We start from the raw sequence: 19,139 nt of genomic DNA, 5'->3' as shown, positions 1-19,139 counted from the left end.
GCAGCATTCGCATAGCCAACGAAACGTTACACCTCAATTGAGACTCAGGCCGCAAAAGTCTCAATTGAAGTGTAACGTTTTTCCAGAAATTGTCCGAGTCCCAGTTTGAAGTGTAAATCGACAATTCCACCTCGGCAGCGCCCGTTGATGTCGGCTACCTGGTTCTCAAAGACCGGCACATTCTCCGGGTTCTCGCGCCCGACGATGAGCTCATAGCTGCCGGATTGCTTCATTTCGACGGAGACGGTTTGGCCGTTGAGATCTGAACCTTCTTCGAGAAAGGAAAAATCTGCACAATTGATTTCGATTCGAAGCTCGTTCTCGAAACGATCCAGTACAGCAAAATTGAGGTCAACGTCTTCTCCGTCCAGCGTCGCCATCAAATCAACGAGCGGAGGTTCCCCAAGGAGTTTTGTACGGCTCCAATCATCGTCGAGCGATACGCCAATGACGGATCGAGGTTCGGGTGTCAGGACTTCATAAACCGTCAGGCCCGCGGCTAGTGAAACAACAATTCCAGCAATGAGTTCAACAAGCGACCGTTTTGAACCGCCTGAATTCCAAATGACTTTCATGCGCTTGGAAAAGCGCCCGCGATGTTTGCGAGGGGTTTTGTTTTTCTCATTGGGCATGCGAAACTCTACTTCGGAGAGCGAGCATTTTGAAGCACCGACCAAAGTGGCTGGCTTTGCAACATCAGACCGGTATTTGGGACAAAGGCCCCATACGTCCATGTCCGCGCAATCTGCGGAGTCTGACATATGAAACACGCGCCGTGATCTGTACGAGGTCGTTGAACTGGACGGCTTGAGATAGACATTGTGAGTGGACAGAATTGGTCGAGAATGTCGGCAAGCCGCCCACCGATAGGTCTATAGGGTCTGGGACAATGAGCATCACTTGGAACGAAATCGTCGAGGTTTACCGGAGCCAGCCATGGTGGGTTTGGGCAGTCCGCCTCGGCTTCATCTGGTTTGGTCTCAAGTGGTTGACGAGGGCAGCGACGGCTTACGTGGAACGGCCAATTGCTACACCCGGATTCTTCAAGCAACGTCGGGTAACCGTCGATTATCGCGCTGGCACGATCACCATGCCCAGGGGCAACGCCTATCCGGTTTCAAGCGTTCGCGGATTGCGTTGGGAGGACTTTTCAAGAACGGGATCCTTCCATGCCTATGTCGAGGTCGATGATTTGACCAGACCGACCCACCCCGTTTCGTTTTCGACCGCGGACGGACCGGAAACCTTCGTCGGTCGCCTCCGGACCGCAATCGAGAAGGCCGGTGGTGCACATTTCGTGGCAACGGCCACCGACCGGCTCGATCTCGTCGAACGCGATCTCAGCAACCCGATCACGGCTGCCACCGTTACGCGGGTCTATGGTCAAGGTCAGCGGGTTTCATATGGCCGACTGCTCAGCACCCTTCTTGTGCCAAAGCACGAAACGGAAGGAACAGCACTGGCAAGGAAGGAAGCCAAATGAGCGAAATCGAAATCAGCATCATAGGCGCCGAAGAACTGTCCGAAGAGATGGCAAGCGCTCTTGCGGGCTATGACTATTCCGAGGTTCAGGGAAATGAGATTACCGGCGTCGAGGGGGAACTCTCTTGGCTGATTGCGGCCATCCTCGGTAGCCCGGTAATTAGCAAGGTGCTCGATGTTTTGGAGAAGTCAGTTGCCCGCAAGAAGATCTCCAAAGTGACGATTGCCAAGGACGGAAAAGTGGAAATCGAAGGAGCAACTCCAGAAGAGGCAGCAAAGATTCTACGCTCGCTCCAGACCAAGGAGGAGGGGAGCAAGAGCGATTGATCATACCGCGTTGGGCCCGCACACGGTTGGATTTCGATCGCATTTGCAGGACCGAATCTGAAAGCGATGAGTATATTGACGATGTCAGGTCCGTTTTTTGCCAGGCCCTGCCTGACGGCATCGCTTCGATCATCGAGGTGTCCACGACCGCGTCTTCGGTTGAGGTTTTATTCGAGCGGCTCAGCGGACGGGCTGTGCTTGTTTGGGATACGGACTTCACGAACCGTCTGGACGGACTTCTGGCTCTCATTTTTTGTGGCGAGCAGGATGGCGATGAGAGCGTCCACCAGGCGTTAGGTCTAGCGGCTTACTCCAACCTCGCAGCTTCGATATTTCTCAAGAAGGATCCGGCAGTCGCACAGTTCATTCTGAGGCTGACAGACGATTTCATGCCGCAGTCGCTCTCAGTGATCGTTGACGACGACCAACGAATGGACCGCTACCGGCGCGTGATCCGAGTTTACGTCGCCCTCCATGAACTGGCACACATTCTCTATCGCGTCTTGCCCAATATGATCCCTAAGATAGACAAGCGGATCCAATCAACGATCGCGAATATCCATCCATCCCGTTCAGACCAACGAAAACGAGAACTCACGCCCGTTGATCAGGAGCTTCAAGAAAAGGGGCTGCTGGTCAAAGACCATGAGTTAGGAGACGTGGTGGCGCAAATTCGCAAACACCTCCAACGCCCAAACGACTACGAAGAAATTTGGTGCGATGTCTTTGCAAGCGAGCACTTGCTCGGTTGGGCGCACGAGCAGGGCTACAAGGCACAGGAGTGTGTTGTCGCGGACGATCTGTTGCACCTGATGCTGGCGGGGCGCATGCAATGGTTCTGCTTTTGGGATCGATCGGTCAAGATCCAGGACTGGCGTCAAAGTGGTAGACTAAGCAATCACGAAAACCGTGCGAACATCCGCGGTCTACTTATGGCGGCCAACGCCGCTCAATCCTGGGGAGCGACCCAATCCGGACTTGAAGCTCACGAAGTTGGTCCCGCTTTCGCCGCTCTCGTGTCTGCCGAGGGAGATACGCTCAAGAAGCGATTCGTCGACAGGAACCATTTCTCGCTGGGACTTCTAGGTGGTCTCGATCGCGAAGAAATGTTCGAACGAGCGGACCGCGGGTGGCGCCAACTCTCTGAAACGGAGCAAAACAGCGCCATTGGCGAAATGCTCAATGCATTGTCGTGAAGGATGCGTCCTCAGCTTAGCCGCCGTAGCTGTATCGGTTACGGGCAGACCGTCGCTGAGATCGCGGCAATTGCCCTACATGAATCTTGGGACGTCTCCAACGACCGCTCGATTGCGGGACCGGGCCTAGTAAACCCTCTCGTCCGCCTCAAGCCGGCCAGTTCTTGGGTTGCCCCCTCCATTCTTGCCTCTGCGGGCCGTCCGTTATCCTAATTATTTTATAGGGTAACCTTGTAACCCTGTCTATTTTGTACTATTATATGACCGTCCCAGTGATCTCCAAGTTGCAAATGGGGATCACTGGGGCTCCAACCGCCCGATGGCGATCGGAGAGCGTCAACTCCCCGAGCGCCATGGGCATCAACCCAACGAGTGGCTCGATCTTGAGTTCATTGTCATCCTTGCAACCTACCGAAGAACGGTAGCCGATGAGATCGAACCACTCCTCATCGATAGGAGATGCCAATTGGCAAAATGCTCGAACAACATGGAGGTGAATACCTCCAGATAGATGCGGTGTTACCCGAGAAGGTTCCCGGTGGTGCCTTTGGGATGTTCATTCTTGCGGCGGTCAATCGCCTTAAGGAAGACGCCTATGGCGCACGGATCGCGAAGCTTCTTGATGAACATGGAAGGAAGGCGCCGACGCCTCGGGTTTACCAGAACCTGTCGCAACTTGAAGACGCCGGCTTTCTGACATCGCAAGTCATAACCGAGGGTGGACCCCGTGTCCGCGGAATGCCTGCAAAGGTGTACAGTCTGACAGACTCCGCAAGATCCATCATTCGGTTTTTTCTGGCGGACGCGGGATAGCGATGAGAGTCGCGGGCGCAGCAGCGGGAGGTCGCAATGGCTTCTGGCGAACCGCCACAAAACGAAGACGTCCGCCCTCCGGGGCTGGCCAGGTGGATGGTCAAACATTCACTGCGGACAAGCGTCCGTGAAGAGGGGCTGGCAGCGCTCGACGCTGAGTTTGCCGAACGGTATCAGGCAACGGGAGACCTTGCTGAAAGTCGTTCATGGGCACTTCGTGTCGGATGGGACAGCCTTCAACAGGCCTACAAGCCGGCTATCGATGTTACGATGTACGCATTGGCGATAATCGGCGTTGTATTAGGACTGGCAGCGATTCTGATGATGTAGCGTTGGCGCGCGGCACAAAGTTTACAAGTCTGCGGCAAGAAGCCGCTGGTCTGGCACCAGCGGCTTCTTGTGTTTGCATTCCCGGCGGCAACATCACTGGATATTTAGCAGACTCCTGATGATCGGTTCGCTGACAAGCATTGGCATTGGAACGGCCTCACGGGGCGGCAAGTGCTTGAGCAGTCTGGCCTCCGCCATATGAATCGTCATTCCCTCCGGCGCCGGCGGTCCAGCCCACGCATTTGACAAGTCAGCCACTTGGCCGGTTGCTGCCTCCCAATCGGCGATGCGTTCATCAATCCAGCCATGAAGCTTCCAGAAGGTGCTGCTCACGTGAGAGGACCAGGGAAGGAAAAGCCAATCATTGTCTGGATCCGATGAAAAAGCATCATTGGCCGGAGCACCGCTCCATCTCATATGCATCCAGCCATGAATACTCCACTCCATTTGAATACCAAGCTCGTCGAGACTCATTGCGGAAAGCCGGCCGGAGTCCCTGAAGATCGCGGCGATTGATTTCATTTCGTTGACCCGTGCATCACTGCGGGCCTGATCAGCAAGATCGGTAAAGTTCTGCCACAGTGCAGCGTCTGCCCAAGGCGGGGGAGCTGCCTGCCACTGCGGCACGGGCCAATCGGAGTTGTTGTCTTCAAACGGTATGGGGTTCCATCCGGTAACGTTTGGCCAATTTGAATCGCCTGCAGCGGCCAAAGCGGTGTTCGTCATGTGGATCATCTGCCGGTGCATGCCGAGGAAATCGAGGCCGGATCCCGGCTCCTGGTTAAATCGAGGCGCTGCCCATCCGTCAGCGGTCAGGCTGTCCTTGTCGGCTTGCGACAAGCCGTTCCAGTTTTCTTCGCTTCGGACGAAGTGCCAGAGATGGTGATGCACGCGATGGCCTTCACTCGCCAACATGGCCTTCACGGTTGGGGGCAAATCTGGATGGCTCAATTTTTGGCTCCTTCCATCACTCCCTTGCGGGGCGTCGGTTCTCCCAAGTTTCTGCAACCAGTCCGTGACGCAAAACAGACGAGCGGGCGGCAGAGGACAACTATATCATGAGCCGCGATCGCGATCCCAGAAGTCGCAACTGAAGTTGTTCAGATGCTCGCGGTCGCCGGTCTTGACCTCGAACTCGTCAGGAATGCCAGCACCATCATGACCTGCGCGAAAATAATCTCGCACTGACCAATGCGCCAGTTGCTCAAGATGCTCCCACTCTCGGCGCAGGTCATTCTCACGGTCCTCTGCTAGTTTTCTAGCGCTTGGCTTTCGCTTCGGCTTCGGCTGCGAAAATGCATAGGGGTCAACGCGAGGCCGGACCTTGTATTTGAACAGAATAGAACCAGAGTTCCAGTCGTCCCCAGCGCTCCGACGCCACCGATAGCTGACACGAACCTGCATGTTCTCCGTTAGACTGAAGGGGGGGATCGATGGGTCGAAAACACGAAAAAGAAGGCCCTCACGCTCCTCGACCTCCACTCGCTGCTTCATCTGCCCGACCGCAAAGCTCAGATCGTGACCGGCCTTACGCGCAGAGTAAAGTGTCTCGTCGCGCTTCTTGGCAGACTTTGCTTTCCGGTACTCGGTAAGCGCCTGATCGAAGGATCGCAGTCTGCCAGACACGTAATCCCCACATTCATGGAGCGGCAGGTTATTTAGTTTGCCATGTTGCTCATAGGTGATGGCCTCATCGATCAACCGATCGAGCTCACTAGTGTCGATAGCAGCGATGGCGCGTGTCCGCCGGTCTTCAAGGTTTATCAGGCCCATCGAATCCTCCGTTCCTCCGTCGACCTCCAGACTTTGTGTCAATCATAGTATCCCCCACGCACGATAGCGTCCCCTCCCCGTCATCTCGCGCACACCGAGCTCTCCCACCAGGTTCAAGGCTCCGCGGGGCGTGATCTTCGCAGCCTTCGCAATCATCTGCGCCGACACGATCGGCCGCGACATCAGCAGATCAACGGCGACCGGAAGGCTGCTCGTCGTCCGCCGGCCTTCAACCTTCCGTTCAAGCTGCCGCTTCGCGAGCGTCAGTCTGTCAATGTCCTTCACTCCCATGCCGGCCGCCGCGCTCATCGCATCGAGAGATGCTATCAGCCTCGTCGTTCGATCGCGAGCACGGCGGCGCTCGCGTGGAATTTCTCGCTGGCCAACCGCATAGGCCAGCAGGTGCGAACGAACCTTTCCGCGCGATCGCAGGAAATCCGAAACGAGGACCTGACCAAGCCAGTGCTGGCGCTGCAATGGTTCGAGATGCTCCCAGGCATCCCACAGTACCGCTGCGGCCAGTGTGGCCGGAAGCCGTTCGACTTGCTTAGCCAGCTCAAGCCACTCGCCAATCCGCTCGCCTTCATCCCAATCCGGATCGCGAATGAGCAGTTCGCCGACACTGATCTCGGGTTCTCGCTTCCTTTGCTCGACAGCCGCATTGCTATCGACCAGCCATTGGGTCCGCGCGAGGACCTCGTCGATCTCGGCGAGCTCGGGCGACAGTGCATCATGACCGACCAGGTCGAGCTCCACCCCCTCCCCTCCCCGATCGACCGCTTCGGTCTCAACTGAAGGTTCCTCGGCGATGCCGGCAAGCGCCATGATCCCCGACCGCGAAACCGCCCAACCGGCATTGTTCCTCAAGATCCGGCGCCGGGCCCGGACAATGCGGTGTGCAATGACCAGCTCATGGCTCGGCGCCCGAATGTCCATCTGCGCGTCGTGGAGAACCAAATCCTCGAGATGGACGAGTTCGCCGCCGACCCACATACTGGAGACGGAATCGAAGAAATCGGCCCGCTCGGCAAAGCCGGATCCCACCTCGGACCGGGCGACCCGCTCATCGAGCCGCGCAAGCGCGTCCTCAGCGGCCGCCACCGGTCCCAGAAGGGGCTCGTGGTTCAATTTTCTGATTTCATAAGTCATTGATAACAGGGCGCTTCGTTTTCCATACGGATGCTATCACGCTTTTCATTTCCGTCACACCGGTATTTCCTACGCCCCTCTATATATAATGAGCGCTGCGGCCTTCGGGATTGAACAGAGGCCCGGCAATCGATGCTCAGATCGACGAGAGAGCCCTTTTTTCCGGGGTTTTTGGCACTTTCGGATGTGAGAAAGGCACTCAAGAGACGTTTACAAACGATCAGTTATCCGTATCTTCTATGTTTGGAATGCCGGCATTCATTGATCTCTCAGGCGCTGCAAATGGCCGCTGATACGCATAATCGCATCTCGCGTCGACCACAGGGCCGGCTTATCGGCTATGCGCGCGTCTCTACGGACGAACAGGCAACCCAGGCGCAGGAAATGGAGCTGCGGTCGGCCGGCTGTGAGATGATCGTCGAGGAACATGGATCCGGCGCCTCTCGCGCCCGCCCTGTACTGTCGAGGCTTGTTCAGGACATCGGCGTCGGCGACACGCTCGTCGTAGTGCGGCTCGATCGTCTGGCGCGCTCCGTTAGCCATCTTCTCGAAGTCATCGAGGACCTGACGGCAAAGGGCGCGCATTTCCGGTCGCTCAGGGATCCGATCGACACCAGCACACCCCAGGGCATGTTCTCGCTGCAGGTGCTCGGCGCCGTGGCCCAGCTCGAGCGTGCCTTGATCTCCGAACGAACCAAGGCCGGGATCGCAGCGGCAAAGGCCAAGGGACGCCTACCTGGCAATCCGGGGATTCGCGAGCGGCGGCCAGAGATGCTCTCGAAGATGAAGCTGGCGCAACAAGCGGCCTATGGCGAACGTCTTCAGGCAACAGCGTCGCAATGGCTTCCGACCGTAAAGCGGATGCGCCCGGACCACACATGGGATGACATTGCCCGTTTCCTGAAACAGCGCGGCTTCGACTGGACGCCGGAACGGCTGCGACGGGCGGTCAAATGGATGGTTTCGGAAGGCATGGCTGATGCGTCGCTTCTGCGAAAGTCGCCGCCGCGGACGCCGGAGCATCGTCTCATGACGCTCGTGGCGGGGATCCATTCCTCCAATCCGGAGCTCACACTGCGCGAGATTGGCTCTCAACTCGAACGGCTGCATGAGCGCACGCCGCGCGGAGGTACGAAATGGGCGCCCTCTTCCGTCAAAAACCTGATCGACCGTGCGAAACGCAGTGGCCTGATCGACGATGCCGTGGCAGAAGTGCCGGGGTGAACAATTGGCGCGAACGCAGTACAAATCGCGCGCCTCGACCGTAGGCGAAACATGGCAAACAAACCGTAAAGCCGGGAGCACAATCATGGATACGATGGTCATCAACAATCGCGAGGAATTCGCGCAATGGGCCATTGAGCGCGCCAACACGATCATCGTTGAGCAAGGCTCTGCGCTTGCCACGGCCGCCCGATCCGGTGACGAAACGCAACTCTCCGGCGCGGCCAATTCTCTTGGCCAGACGATCGTCGACACCCTCCTCGATGCTTTTGACAGCCTCGTCGACAGCCAGTGACGCACGGTTCTGGCGAGAACCGGCTCTCCCCCCGATCTGCGTCATGAATCCCACTTTTTCATCGACTGACGAAGAGCATCAGACACCTCGAATCCCCCTTCCCGGCCCTCCGGTGTTTGCTGGGCCTGAGAAGACGCCTGGGCCGCGGCCTTGTCCGCCTCGAGCTTGGCGTTCAGCAGAGCCATGATCATCGGCCAGGCCGAGAATTTGCCTTCCCGCGCCTTGTCGGTCAGGCTGCGCAGATAGCCGCCGGGATTGTTGATCTGATCGGTCCGCTGATAGATCGCAGCGAGCGTAATCGTCGCGTGCTTATCGCCGAGAACCTCGCAGGCCTCGCGCCAGGCGCTTGGACTGACCCCCAGCATCACGCGGCCAACCTCCGCCGCCGCCAGAAAGTCCCGCCAGTTTCGGATTTCCCCGTCTTTGGCCAGATCGCGCCAGCCCTTGCACGCATCCAGCACGATACCCAATGGCAATTCCCGCTTCGGCAAGGTCCGCAGGTTGTCGTTTTCCGTGGGCGTGCCGCTCGCTTCATCTTTTTTTCTAGAGCCTCTTTCAGATTCAGATATGGAGTCTGGGTTTGAATTCTGTATGTGGCGCTCAGAATGAGACTCATTGGCGCTCATGTTTTCTGATTTCGCAAATGATTCCAAGGTTTCATGCACTTCCACCCAGAGCAATTCGAGATCCTCGCAGATGTCCTCGAGAACCTGACGGGGTGCCGTCCGGGGAAGCTTGGACATGATTTCCTGATAGGTTCGTGTCATCAGGCCCCAATCGCCCGGTACGCCCTCCTCGATGCCGGCGTCGATCATCTTGACGATGTCCCGCCGCAACAAGGTCAGTCGCTCTCTGACGGCCTTGTAGGCGCGCTTCTCGGCCTGGACTGCCTCTGCAAGCTCCGCGAACTCGTCGGCGCGAGCGACGATCGGCGAGAGATCGAAGCCATAGGCCTGTTCGACCTGACCACCCCTGCCCTTGCGCGCGAACCGCTTTCCGTTCGGGCTGTCGCGGCGGATGATCAGCCCGCAGTCGACCAGACAGGCCAGATGACGTCTAAGCGTCGCCGGCGACATGCCGTTGGCTCGAGCGGTCAGTTGCTCGTTGGAAGGCCAAACGATCAGTTCACCTTCAGATGTCAGTTCACTCTCCGGATGGAACGACAACAGCGCGTTGAGGATTGCCAAAGCACGATCTGTGGTGCCAAGCGGCTCCTTGGCATCCCGGATCGCGTGAAAGGTCTTCCACTTTTCGACCCTGGCGCCTTGCGGCATGGATTTGGCGGCGACTTGACTTGCCATCAGGCCAAGCGTCATCGGCCGCCGCCCAAAGGGCGTCGTTGTGTTATGCGTCTGCATTTTCTTTCACCTATCGCTAGGCAATAGAAAACTGCTCGCCGAATCGACGTATCTGACTCAAGAAGAGCCTTGACTGTGATTCCGGGAAGTGCGATTCTCTAGCTGCTAAACCTTTGAGAAGGGCTTCCGGGATGTCGTTTCGGGGGCCTTTTTCTTTTTGCCGTTGGTCCTTTCCTTCCATTCACCTCTAGTCAGCCGCGACGCGGCACCGCCGATCAACCTTGTCAGCTGACAGGGTTGATCGGCGATCTCATGAGTCGCCACCATCATTGTGGAAGCGCTCAACCAGTTTTGGTAACTCCGCCTGCATGAACTCACCGAAGGCATCGGCGCTATCTTTGGACAGCTTCAGCCGTATGTCACGATCTCGAAAAGTAGCCTTGGCCAGAACCGCGCCTGCAGCGTCACGCAAATCCAATTCGGTCTGCTTGCTTTCTGCCGCACTCTGATCGAGAGCAGAGGCAAGCGCGGCCTGAAATCGCTCGTCAGACGAACAGACCTTGTCAGCTGACAAGGTTTCTCGCACGCGCGCCACTGCCTTACTGTCCTTCTGAACTGCTTGGGCAAACGATACCCAACGCGGTCGCCCGATCTTCGGTGCCCGGCCAATTGACTCAATGACATCGATTGGAACAGAGCGGTGAACTTGGCGAAGTCTCGCCAGCTCTGCGTCATCAATTGACAGTGCAGCCTTGATATCACGCGGCTTGATGCCCTGTTCATCCATACGCATGGCAAACAAGGCGCGTTCGATCCACGTGAGATCTTGCCGATCGGAATTCTCAATGCCCTGCGCAATGACGAGCTCAGAGTCCGTCAGTGTCGTAACGACGGCCTTGAGGCTCCGACCGAGTTCTCTTGCCGCCCTCCACCGTCTGTGGCCAAATATGACCTGGTACTTCCCATCATCCAAAGGATGAGGCCTTAGCTGAACGGGGACCTTCTGACCCTCAGTGTCGAAGCGCTTCTTAAATTCCTCGAAGCTTTCGGCGTCGTCGTCCTCAAGCCGATCCGGAAAAGGTGAGGGCTCGATAAGGTCGGGGCTAATTTCCTGGATCGCGCCACCACTTTCGACGAGCGTAAGGAGCCGATCCCGTTCCTCGCGAATTTCAGCCATAGAACGCTGTGTCGCCCCGATAATTCCTGCGCCGACCCTTGGCGACGTTCTCTGGGGTGCTTTATGACCGTCCACCGCAGGTTCTGGTTCATCCGGAGCCGCTGACGATAGTGCTCCGAAATTGGCGATAATAGACTTTGAATTGGGTTTCTTGGTCATGTCCGTCCCCAACTCTGGCGAACAAGTTCGAGTATCCGATCATTCACAGCGTCGATCGAATCCTTGGCACGTCGGAAAGTATCCCTGCCCACGTTCCCGGACTCCAGCTCATAGAGCGTCCTCTTGGCCAGTCCCGCACTCTCAATCGCCGTGCTTTCGACCGCGGTCGGAGCAAGCACATCTTCGGCGAACAAATGGCGCAACATAGACACGACCTGAGCCTGCGGTTGGTCATTGGGATCGTGCCGGGTAATCAGGTAGTGGAAAAAATCCTGCTTGAGTTCTCCGCCTTCCGCATGAATCGCACCTATGAGCCCATCCATCATTAGGAGGAACTGGCTCATCGACATGACATCCAGCATTGCTGGATGCACTGTCACGATAATGCCCGTTGCTGCGTAGATTGCACCAAGGGTCAGGAACCCGAGGGAAGGGGGGGTATCAAGAACAACCACATCGTAGTTGTCCTCAACTTCTCCAATTGCGAGCCGGAGGCGTTCAAAGAATATGGTTTCTCGAGAGGCCGATTTGTTGGCAAGTACGTGAGGCGTCTCGTGCTCGTATTCCATAACCTCGATATTGCCCGGAACGAGATCAATCCCGGGAAAATAAGTCTCGCGGACGATCTCCCGCATTGGCCGGCGCTCCGAGCCATAGCGAAGAGCCGCGTAAATGGTCTCGTTCTCACCAACATCCATTTCCGGCTGGGCACCGAACATCGCGGATAGCGATGCCTGCGGGTCAAGGTCGATCGCCAAAACGCGATAGCCCTGAAAGGCCAAGTAGTGAGCCAAATGCGCAGCAGTCGTCGTTTTGGCGCTACCACCTTTGAAGTTAATGACGCCGAGGATCTGCAGATGCTCGTTCGGCCGGCGGTGAGGAAGATAGCGAAGCGCATCTGCCGGCTTTTGTTCAGCGAATAAGCGGCGCAGTTCATTGACCTGGTCTAGTGTATAGACCCGATAGTTGTTGTCTAGCCGATCCGGTACCGGACCCTTTCCCTCATTTGACAATGATCGTAGGGTAGGTTCGGGAATGGTCGTCAGTTTTGATACCTCGTGGGTCATCAACCGCCTGAGAGACTTCTGTGCTTCCGGGGGATACATCCGTTCCCGAATCGATTGTAGCTGACCTGAGAGGAGGCCAGCGTGTCGCATGATCTTCTCTTCCGGTGTCTCTGGTCCGCTCTGAACGTGCGACATCGCAATCATCTGGTGCATTTATCCCTATCGGGTTAGGTGCGTTATTCTGCGTATAACCCGATTTACACCATCCACGATTCTAAGCTTGCGTCCAGCCATTTTTGGTTAATGAACCCTTAACAGTCCACAGCGATCCGAGAGAGCTCAAACGTCGCTCTTCCGCTTTTTATATATTTTTCAGTATTTTACCGCAACAACGGACCTGAATGTCTCCTGCAATTTCCCCGGCAGTTTTGCCGGGACCAAAACATGGCGACAAATTCGAGAAACCGGCTCTGGCAAAAAAATCTGCAGAAATCCGCCAATTTGACCCCGACTCAGCAAAGTGAGTCGCCTCAATGCCCCGGCAAGGACGGTTCCATCACCAATTAGGACACAGCCCCGGCAGAACTGCCGGGATGACCGAATCCGCTTCCTGCGGCAAAAGCCGGAACTCACCTTTGAGTAGCAGCGGCGGATGTAATGCAAACCTTGTTTGGTCGTAACGATGGTGCCGAGGTTGCACCGAGAGGAGGAACGCAATGACCGCGTCGTCCTCCCGGTCACGGCTGATCCGTAAGCTGCGTGATGCGCTTGGTGAGACGATCTGTGCCGCGCTCGAAGACGCCGATGTCGTCGAGGTGATGCTCAATCCGGACGGACGTCTTTTCATCGAACGGCTCGGGGAGGGGATCGAGCCCATCGGTGAGCTCAAGCCTGCCGCAGCCGAAATCATAATCGGCAGCGTTGCCCATGCCCTGCAAACGGAGGTCGATGAGGAACAACCCATTATCTCCGGTGAGTTGCCGATCGACGGTCATCGCTTCGAAGGACTTTTGCCGCCGGTCGTGAGCGCACCGAGCTTCACGATCCGCCGGCGCGCGTCCCGCCTGATCCCGCTGTCGGACTATGTGTCCAGCGGTGTCATGACCAAAATGCAGGCCAGCCTGATTCGCCACGCAGTCCACGATCGCCTGAACATTGTCGTTTCGGGTGGAACCGGCTCGGGCAAAACGACCCTGGCCAATGCGGTGATTGCCGAGATCGTCTGCGAAACACCCGCACACCGTTTGCTTATTCTCGAAGACACCGCCGAGATCCAGTGCGCCGCGGAGAACGCGGTTTGCCTGCACACGACGGACACAGTCGACATGGCGCGCCTGCTCAAGAGCACCATGCGTCTTCGACCGGACCGCATCATCGTCGGCGAGGTTCGGGACGGCGCCGCGCTGACGCTCCTGAAGGCTTGGAACACCGGTCACCCGGGCGGGATCACGACAATCCACGCAAACAACGCGCATTCCGCTCTGAGGCGCCTCGAGCAGCTCACCGCAGAAGCAAGCCAGCAGCCAATGCGCGAGGTCATCGCGGAAGCGGTCGATCTCGTCGTTTCCATCGAACGCACCGCCACCGGTCGCCGTGTCCGCGACGTAATGCGGCTCAGAGGCTTCGACGGCGCGACCTACGAAACCGACCATCACGCACAGATCGATGAGGACAGCCATGCCGCATAAATTCCGCCGCCCCGCGACTTTGGGGCTCATGATAGCCGTCGTTTGGGTCGCCGCGTCGCCGGCGCTTGCCAGTTCCGGCGGCAGCCTACCATGGGAAGGTCCCCTCGAGCAGATCCAGGAATCCATCACCGGCCCCGTGGCTGGCTTCATCGCCCTTGCCGCCGTCGCTGTCGCCGGCGGCATGCTGATCTTTGGTGGCGAACTCAACGACTTCGCGCGCAGGCTGATGTATGTCGTGCTTGTTGCCGGTATATTGCTCGGAGCCACACAGATCGTTGGCCTGTTCGGCGCATCGGGCGCCTCGATTGATCTCCCTGGTCAGGCGGACCTGAGTGCGGCGGGGGAGGGGAGCGATGGCTGAAACCGTTGCTCCCCTCGCAACCGCGCGGATCCATCGCGCGCTGTCGCGGCCGAACCATCTGATGGGCGCCGACCGCGAACTGGTGCTTTTGACCGGGCTTGCGACGGTCATTCTGATCTTCGTCGTCTTGACCTGGTTCTCGGTGTTGCTGGGCATTGCGATCTGGATCGGCGTTGTCGGCGTGCTGCGCATCATGGCGAAAGCCGACCCGATGATGCGGCAGGTCTATCTGCGCCATATCGGATACCGCCCGAACTATCGGCCAACCTCGTCGCCCTGGCGGAGGTACTGACCGACCATGGTGACGCTCAAACAGTTCCGAAACTCAAAGCCGTCCTTTTCCGACCTGTTGCCGTACGCCGGTCTGGTCGCCAACGGTGTCATCCTGCTGAAGGACGGCTCGCTGATGGCCGGATGGTACTTTGCCGGGCCGGATTCGGAGAGTTCCACCAATATCGAGCGCAACGAGGTCTCGCGACAAATCAACGCCGTCCTCTCGCGGCTCGGGTCCGGCTGGATGATCCAGGTCGAGGCGGTTCGCGTGCCCACGACGGCCTATCCCGCGCGCGAGGACTGCCACTTTCCCGACCCGGTGACCCGCGCGATCGACGATCAGCGGCGCGACCATTTCATGGCCGAGCGCGGCCACTATGAAAGCCAGCATGCACTGATCCTGACCTATCGGCCGCCGGAACCGCGCCGTTCGGCCATGGCCCGTTACATCTATTCCGACGAGGGTAGCCGCTCGCAAACCTATGCCGATGGGGTGCTCACTTCCTTCCAGACCTCGATCCGCGAGGTCGAGCAATATCTCGGCAATGTTCTGATGATCCGCCGCATGGTCACGCGGACGGTTGTTCATCCCGAGAGCGGCGACGAGGCGCGTTACGACGAACTCTTCCAGTTCATCCGGTTCTGCATCCTCGGGGAAAACCATCCGGTCAGACTGCCGGCGATCCCGATGTATCTCGATTGGCTGGTGACGGCCGAGTTTCATCACGGGCTCTCGCCCATGGTCGACGGCAGCTACCTCGCCGTTGTCGGGATCGACGGGTTTCCGGCCGAGAGCTGGCCCGGCATCCTCAATTCGCTCGACCTGATGCCGCTGACCTATCGCTGGTCATCCCGCTTCATCTTCCTCGACGACCAGGAAGCGCGGCAAAAGCTCGAGCGGACGCGAAAGAAGTGGCAGCAGAAAGTGCGACCCTTCTTCGATCAGCTTTTCCAGACCCAGAGCCGTTCGGTCGACCAGGACGCCATGACCATGGTTGCCGAAACCGAAGACGCGATCGCCGAGGCCTCGTCCCAGCTCGTCGCTTACGGTTATTACACGCCCGTTATCGTGATGTTCGACACGGATGAAGCCCGGCTTCGCGATCAGGCAGAGGCTGTCCGGAGGCTCATCCAGGCCGAGGGCTTCGGCGCCCGCATCGAAACCCTCAACGCCACCGAGGCCTATCTCGGCAGCCTGCCGGGCAACACTTACGCCAATGTGCGCGAACCGCTGATCAACACGCGCAACCTTGCCGATCTCATTCCGGTCAACTCCGTCTGGGCCGGCAGCGCGACAGCGCCGTGTCCCTTCTATCCGCCCAACGCTCCGCCGCTGATGCAGGTCGCAAGTGGCTCATCTCCCTTCCGGTTGAACCTTCACGTCGACGATGTCGGCCACACGCTGATCTTCGGCCCGACGGGATCGGGCAAGTCGACATTGTTGGCGCTGATCGCCGCGCAGTTCCGGCGTTATGAGCATGCGCAGATCTTCGCCTTCGATAAGGGCAAGTCGCTTTATCCGCTGACCAGGGCCGCGGGCGGAGATCACTACGAGATCGGAGCGGGGGAGGGGACAGCGCTCGCCTTCTGCCCGCTGGCCGAGCTCTTGACAGACGGTGACCGCGCGTGGGCGGCCGAGTGGGTCGAGACGCTCGTCGCCATGCAGGGCGTGACCATTACGCCGGACCACCGCAACGCGATTGCGCGGCAGATCGGTCTGCTTGCCGACGCCCGCGGGCGCTCGCTGTCCGATTTCGTCAGCGGCGTTCAGATGCGCGAGATCAAGACGGCCCTGCAGCACTACACGGTCGACGGGCCGATGGGGCAGCTCCTCGACGCGGAAGAGGACGGGCTGACTCTCGGGTTCTTCCAGACCTTCGAAGTCGAGGAACTCATGAATATGGGCGAGCGCAATCTCGTGCCCGTATTGCTCTATCTCTTCCGCCGCATCGAAAAACGCCTCACCGGCGCACCGAGTCTCATCATCCTCGACGAGGCCTGGCTGATGCTCGGCCATCCGATGTTCCGCGACAAGATCCGCGAATGGCTGAAGGTGCTGCGCAAGGCCAATTGCGCGGTCGTTCTGGCCACGCAGTCGATCTCGGATGCGGAGCAGTCCGGCATCATAGACGTGCTCAAGGAAAGCTGCCCGACCAAGATTTGCCTGCCCAATGGCGCGGCGCGGGAATCGGGCACACGCGAGTTCTACGAGCGCATTGGCTTCAACGACCGGCAGATCGAAATCGTCGCGACGGCTGTTCCCAAGCGCGAATACTACGTCGCCTCGCCCGAAGGCCGGCGGCTCTTTGATATGGCGCTCGGACCCGTGGCGCTCGCCTTCGTAGGCGCGTCCGGAAAGGACAATCTCAAACGCATTGATCAGCTCAGCGAGGCGCATGGCGAGGAATGGCCAGCGGCCTGGCTGGAGGAAAGGGGAGTGGATGATGCCAAGCGCATTCTCACGCACAGCTAGGATTGCGATAGCCGCAATCCTCTCAGCTACGTCGGCCACAAGTACCCATGCCGGCGGTGGCGGGTTCTTCGGAGCGACGGAATTCACGCAGATCCTCAACAATGGCGAACTGGTCGGTCTCGTCGGCCAATCGGCCGAGCAAATTCAGAACCAGGTCACCCAGATCACGCAGCTGGCCGAGCAGATCCAGAACCAGCTGAGGATCTACGAGAACATGCTGCAGAACACGCTGACGCTGCCGAGCCATGTCTGGGGTCAGGTCGAGAGCGATCTGATGCAGCTGCAGAGCCTCGTCCAGCAGGGTCAATCGATCGCCTTCTCGATGGGTAATGCCGATGACGTGCTGCGGCAGCGTTTCGAGAGCTTTGCCGATTTCAAGTCGGGCCTCGCCAACGGGCAGACTTTTTCGTCGAGCTATCAGGACTGGTCCGACACGAACCGTGACACGATTGGCGCGACGCTCAGGGCGGCGGGACTGACGGCCGACCAGTTCAGCTCCGAGGAATCGACGATGAGCCAGCTCCGGTCGATGTCGCAATCGTCCGTCGGCCAGATGCAGGCGCTGCAGGTCGGTCATGAGATCGCCGCCCAGCAGGTCGCCCAGGCCCAGAAGCTGCGCGGGCTCGTCTCACAGCAGGTGACGATGATGGGCACCTGGTATCAGTCCGAACAGGCCGCAAAAGACCTCGCACAGAACCGCCGTGAGGAATTCTTCAATTCAACCACGCCCTCGACATCGGGCGGGCAGACGATGGAGCCGCGCTGGTGACCAGGCTCTTCATCATTGCGATCTGCGCGGTCGTCGTTGTCGTCGTCGGCATCGTTGTCTGGAACACGACCACCGAACCGGACGCACCTGCGGCGACCGCCCCGGAACGGCAGCACTACGATCTCGAAGGCGGCCAGGAGATGCGACCGCGCTGGGGCAGGAACGAAGGCGGGGCCGATGGCACGTCCGGAAACTAGGCTCGCCCTCTTCGCAATCGCAAGCGTCGCCCTCTGGGCCAATCCCGCATTGGCTCAGGAAGGCACCTTACTGACGACGCTTGAAAACGAGATCGCGACGGCGGCTCAGGGGTGGGAAACGACGATCCTCGACGCGGCCAGATCGCTTTTCTGGATTCTCGCCGGCATTGAAGTCGGCATCGCCGCGGTCTGGCTGGTAATCTCGGCGGCCTCTCTCGACACCTGGTTCGCGGAGCTTGTCCGGCGCATCATGTTCATCGGCCTGTTCGTCTTCATTCTGGAAGAGGGTCCGGATTTTGCGAAGGCGGTCGTCGACAGCCTGTTCCAGATCGGAGCCGGCGGCGGGTCCGCCTCGCCAGCCAATGTCTTCAACGCCGGTCTTGAGGTCGCAAGCGCCATGTCGGCCAAGGCGCAGTTCGGGCTGTTCGAGGACAATGCACTGGCGATCGCCGCCGTGTTCGCCATGGTCATCACGGTCATCTGCTTCAGCCTCGTTGCAGCGATCTTCGTCTCGGTCATGGTCGAGATGTATGTCGGACTTCTGGCCGGCATGATCATGCTCGGGCTCGGCGGTTCGAGCTTCACCAAGGATTTCTCGGTCCGGTATCTCATTTATGCGTTCTCGGTCGGCATGAAGCTGATGGCGCTGGTGATGATCGCGCGGATCGGGTCGGAGGTTCTGATCAACCTCGCCAATTCGCCGACGACGGGCGACGAGTTTCTGGCGACGCTGGCGATCGCCGGCATCTCGGTCGTTGTGTTCGTCATTGCCATGTATGTCCCCAACATCGTGCAGGGCATGGTTCAGGGCGTCTCGGTCACGGGCGGAATGGAAACCATCCGCCATGGCGCCCAGGCGGCAAGCTTCGCGGCGGGCGGCGCAGCGCTTGCCGTGGGCGGGGCGAGGGCAGGGGCCGCGGCCTGGTCCGATGCCCGCGCCGCCGGCAGTTCCTTTGGCGGGGCAGCGCTCAAGGGCATGGCGAGCGGCATGGGCGCCGCCGGCGGCGCGGCCGCCTCTGCCGCCCGCGACAAGGCGATCGGGGTCCCGGGCACCTGGGGCGCATCCACGTTGGGCCTCGCCAACGCGAAACTGGACCAGTCCCAGGGCCGTCCCGCTGCCCGCCCGAACCGTGACGAGAAAGCGTGAC

The 19,139-nt window shown here is 58.8% G+C and carries 21 protein-coding genes; 14 read left to right on the top strand and 7 right to left on the bottom strand.

Annotation, left to right across the window (positions count from 1 at the left end; translation table 11 throughout):
• Positions 1 to 44 precede the first annotated feature (44 nt).
• The gene (locus AAFN47_RS25735) at positions 45 to 734 is read right to left on the bottom strand and encodes a hypothetical protein (RefSeq protein ID WP_499812095.1); all 690 of its coding nucleotides are present in this window, start codon (positions 732 to 734) and stop codon (positions 45 to 47) included.
• Between the two features lie 155 nt (positions 735 to 889).
• Between AAFN47_RS25735 and AAFN47_RS25730 the strand changes: the two genes are divergently transcribed.
• The 5 genes from AAFN47_RS25730 to AAFN47_RS25710 all read left to right on the top strand — a co-directional run bounded on the left by AAFN47_RS25730 (position 890) and on the right by AAFN47_RS25710 (position 4,148).
• A complete protein-coding gene (locus AAFN47_RS25730; RefSeq protein WP_499812094.1) occupies positions 890 to 1,483 on the top strand; it encodes a hypothetical protein in 594 nt (197 codons plus the stop codon).
• Positions 1,480 to 1,809 (top strand): hypothetical protein, encoded by a 330-nt coding sequence (locus AAFN47_RS25725; RefSeq protein ID WP_499812093.1) that lies wholly within the window; start codon positions 1,480 to 1,482, stop codon positions 1,807 to 1,809. Before AAFN47_RS25730 ends, AAFN47_RS25725 begins: the two co-directional genes overlap by 4 nt.
• Complete coding sequence (locus AAFN47_RS25720; RefSeq protein WP_499812092.1) at positions 1,806 to 3,005, top strand: hypothetical protein; 1,200 nt, start codon at positions 1,806 to 1,808, stop codon at positions 3,003 to 3,005. Before AAFN47_RS25725 ends, AAFN47_RS25720 begins: the two co-directional genes overlap by 4 nt.
• A 474-nt stretch (positions 3,006 to 3,479) precedes the next feature.
• A complete protein-coding gene (locus AAFN47_RS25715) occupies positions 3,480 to 3,818 on the top strand; it encodes a PadR family transcriptional regulator (RefSeq protein WP_499812091.1) in 339 nt (112 codons plus the stop codon).
• 36 nt (positions 3,819 to 3,854) lie between these two features.
• The gene (locus tag AAFN47_RS25710) at positions 3,855 to 4,148 is read left to right on the top strand and encodes a hypothetical protein (RefSeq protein ID WP_499812090.1); all 294 of its coding nucleotides are present in this window, start codon (positions 3,855 to 3,857) and stop codon (positions 4,146 to 4,148) included.
• 93 nt (positions 4,149 to 4,241) lie between these two features.
• Here AAFN47_RS25710 and AAFN47_RS25705 read toward each other — a convergent pair whose 3' ends face one another.
• From AAFN47_RS25705 to AAFN47_RS25695, 3 genes are all read right to left on the bottom strand, one after another.
• Entirely contained in the window at positions 4,242 to 5,099 is an 858-nt protein-coding gene (locus AAFN47_RS25705; RefSeq protein ID WP_499812089.1) for a hypothetical protein, read from the bottom strand.
• 105 nt (positions 5,100 to 5,204) lie between these two features.
• A complete protein-coding gene (locus AAFN47_RS25700) occupies positions 5,205 to 5,963 on the bottom strand; it encodes a hypothetical protein (RefSeq protein ID WP_499812088.1) in 759 nt (252 codons plus the stop codon).
• Positions 5,964 to 7,070, bottom strand: coding sequence for an RHE_PE00001 family protein (locus AAFN47_RS25695; protein WP_499812087.1), 1,107 nt, complete (start codon positions 7,068 to 7,070; stop codon positions 5,964 to 5,966).
• A gap of 282 nt (positions 7,071 to 7,352) precedes the next feature.
• On the opposite strand from AAFN47_RS25695, the gene AAFN47_RS25690 reads away from it, so the two are divergent.
• Together AAFN47_RS25690 and AAFN47_RS25685 are read left to right on the top strand one after the other, a co-directional pair.
• Positions 7,353 to 8,294: a recombinase family protein gene (locus AAFN47_RS25690; RefSeq protein WP_499812086.1), complete on the top strand. Its 942-nt coding sequence runs from the start codon at positions 7,353 to 7,355 to the stop codon at positions 8,292 to 8,294.
• A gap of 85 nt (positions 8,295 to 8,379) precedes the next feature.
• The gene (locus AAFN47_RS25685; RefSeq protein WP_499812085.1) at positions 8,380 to 8,589 is read left to right on the top strand and encodes a hypothetical protein; all 210 of its coding nucleotides are present in this window, start codon (positions 8,380 to 8,382) and stop codon (positions 8,587 to 8,589) included.
• A gap of 41 nt (positions 8,590 to 8,630) precedes the next feature.
• Here the strand turns inward: AAFN47_RS25685 and repC are convergent, their stop codons facing one another.
• From repC to repA, 3 genes are all read right to left on the bottom strand, one after another.
• On the bottom strand, positions 8,631 to 9,947 hold the full coding sequence (repC, locus tag AAFN47_RS25680; protein ID WP_499812084.1) for a plasmid replication protein RepC: 1,317 nt from the start codon (positions 9,945 to 9,947) through the stop codon (positions 8,631 to 8,633).
• A 250-nt stretch (positions 9,948 to 10,197) separates the two neighbouring features.
• Complete coding sequence (repB, locus tag AAFN47_RS25675) at positions 10,198 to 11,223, bottom strand: plasmid partitioning protein RepB (protein WP_499812083.1); 1,026 nt, start codon at positions 11,221 to 11,223, stop codon at positions 10,198 to 10,200.
• Positions 11,220 to 12,443 carry a plasmid partitioning protein RepA gene (gene repA / locus AAFN47_RS25670; RefSeq protein WP_499812082.1) on the bottom strand — a complete coding sequence of 408 codons (1,224 nt, stop codon included), beginning with the start codon at positions 12,441 to 12,443 and terminating at the stop codon, positions 11,220 to 11,222. Before repA ends, repB begins: the two co-directional genes overlap by 4 nt.
• Positions 12,444 to 12,946: 503 nt before the next feature.
• On the opposite strand from repA, the gene trbB reads away from it, so the two are divergent.
• From trbB to trbL, 7 genes are read left to right on the top strand one after another with little or no spacing between them, the layout of a single operon-like run.
• Positions 12,947 to 13,918 carry a P-type conjugative transfer ATPase TrbB gene (gene trbB / locus AAFN47_RS25665; RefSeq protein ID WP_420406528.1) on the top strand — a complete coding sequence of 324 codons (972 nt, stop codon included), beginning with the start codon at positions 12,947 to 12,949 and terminating at the stop codon, positions 13,916 to 13,918.
• Complete coding sequence (locus tag AAFN47_RS25660) at positions 13,908 to 14,279, top strand: TrbC/VirB2 family protein (protein WP_420406527.1); 372 nt, start codon at positions 13,908 to 13,910, stop codon at positions 14,277 to 14,279. The genes trbB and AAFN47_RS25660 overlap by 11 nt, the downstream gene beginning before the upstream one ends.
• Positions 14,272 to 14,571 carry a conjugal transfer protein TrbD gene (locus AAFN47_RS25655; RefSeq protein WP_420406526.1) on the top strand — a complete coding sequence of 100 codons (300 nt, stop codon included), beginning with the start codon at positions 14,272 to 14,274 and terminating at the stop codon, positions 14,569 to 14,571. Before AAFN47_RS25660 ends, AAFN47_RS25655 begins: the two co-directional genes overlap by 8 nt.
• A gap of 6 nt (positions 14,572 to 14,577) precedes the next feature.
• Entirely contained in the window at positions 14,578 to 17,025 is a 2,448-nt protein-coding gene (locus AAFN47_RS25650) for a conjugal transfer protein TrbE (protein WP_499812081.1), read from the top strand.
• Entirely contained in the window at positions 16,997 to 17,794 is a 798-nt protein-coding gene (gene trbJ, locus AAFN47_RS25645; RefSeq protein WP_420406524.1) for a P-type conjugative transfer protein TrbJ, read from the top strand. Before AAFN47_RS25650 ends, trbJ begins: the two co-directional genes overlap by 29 nt.
• Positions 17,791 to 17,991: a TrbJ/VirB5 family protein gene (locus AAFN47_RS25640; RefSeq protein WP_420406523.1), complete on the top strand. Its 201-nt coding sequence runs from the start codon at positions 17,791 to 17,793 to the stop codon at positions 17,989 to 17,991. The genes trbJ and AAFN47_RS25640 overlap by 4 nt, the downstream gene beginning before the upstream one ends.
• Positions 17,972 to 19,138: a P-type conjugative transfer protein TrbL gene (gene trbL, locus AAFN47_RS25635; protein WP_420406522.1), complete on the top strand. Its 1,167-nt coding sequence runs from the start codon at positions 17,972 to 17,974 to the stop codon at positions 19,136 to 19,138. Before AAFN47_RS25640 ends, trbL begins: the two co-directional genes overlap by 20 nt.
• Position 19,139: the final 1 nt, after the last annotated feature.

It is taken from the genome of Hoeflea sp. CAU 1731, assembly GCF_039888615.1.
Taxonomy (GTDB): Bacteria; Pseudomonadota; Alphaproteobacteria; order Rhizobiales; family Rhizobiaceae; genus Flavimaribacter.
Note: the sequence above shows the minus strand (reverse complement) of the source record. Positions and strands in the feature narration are given on the sequence as shown.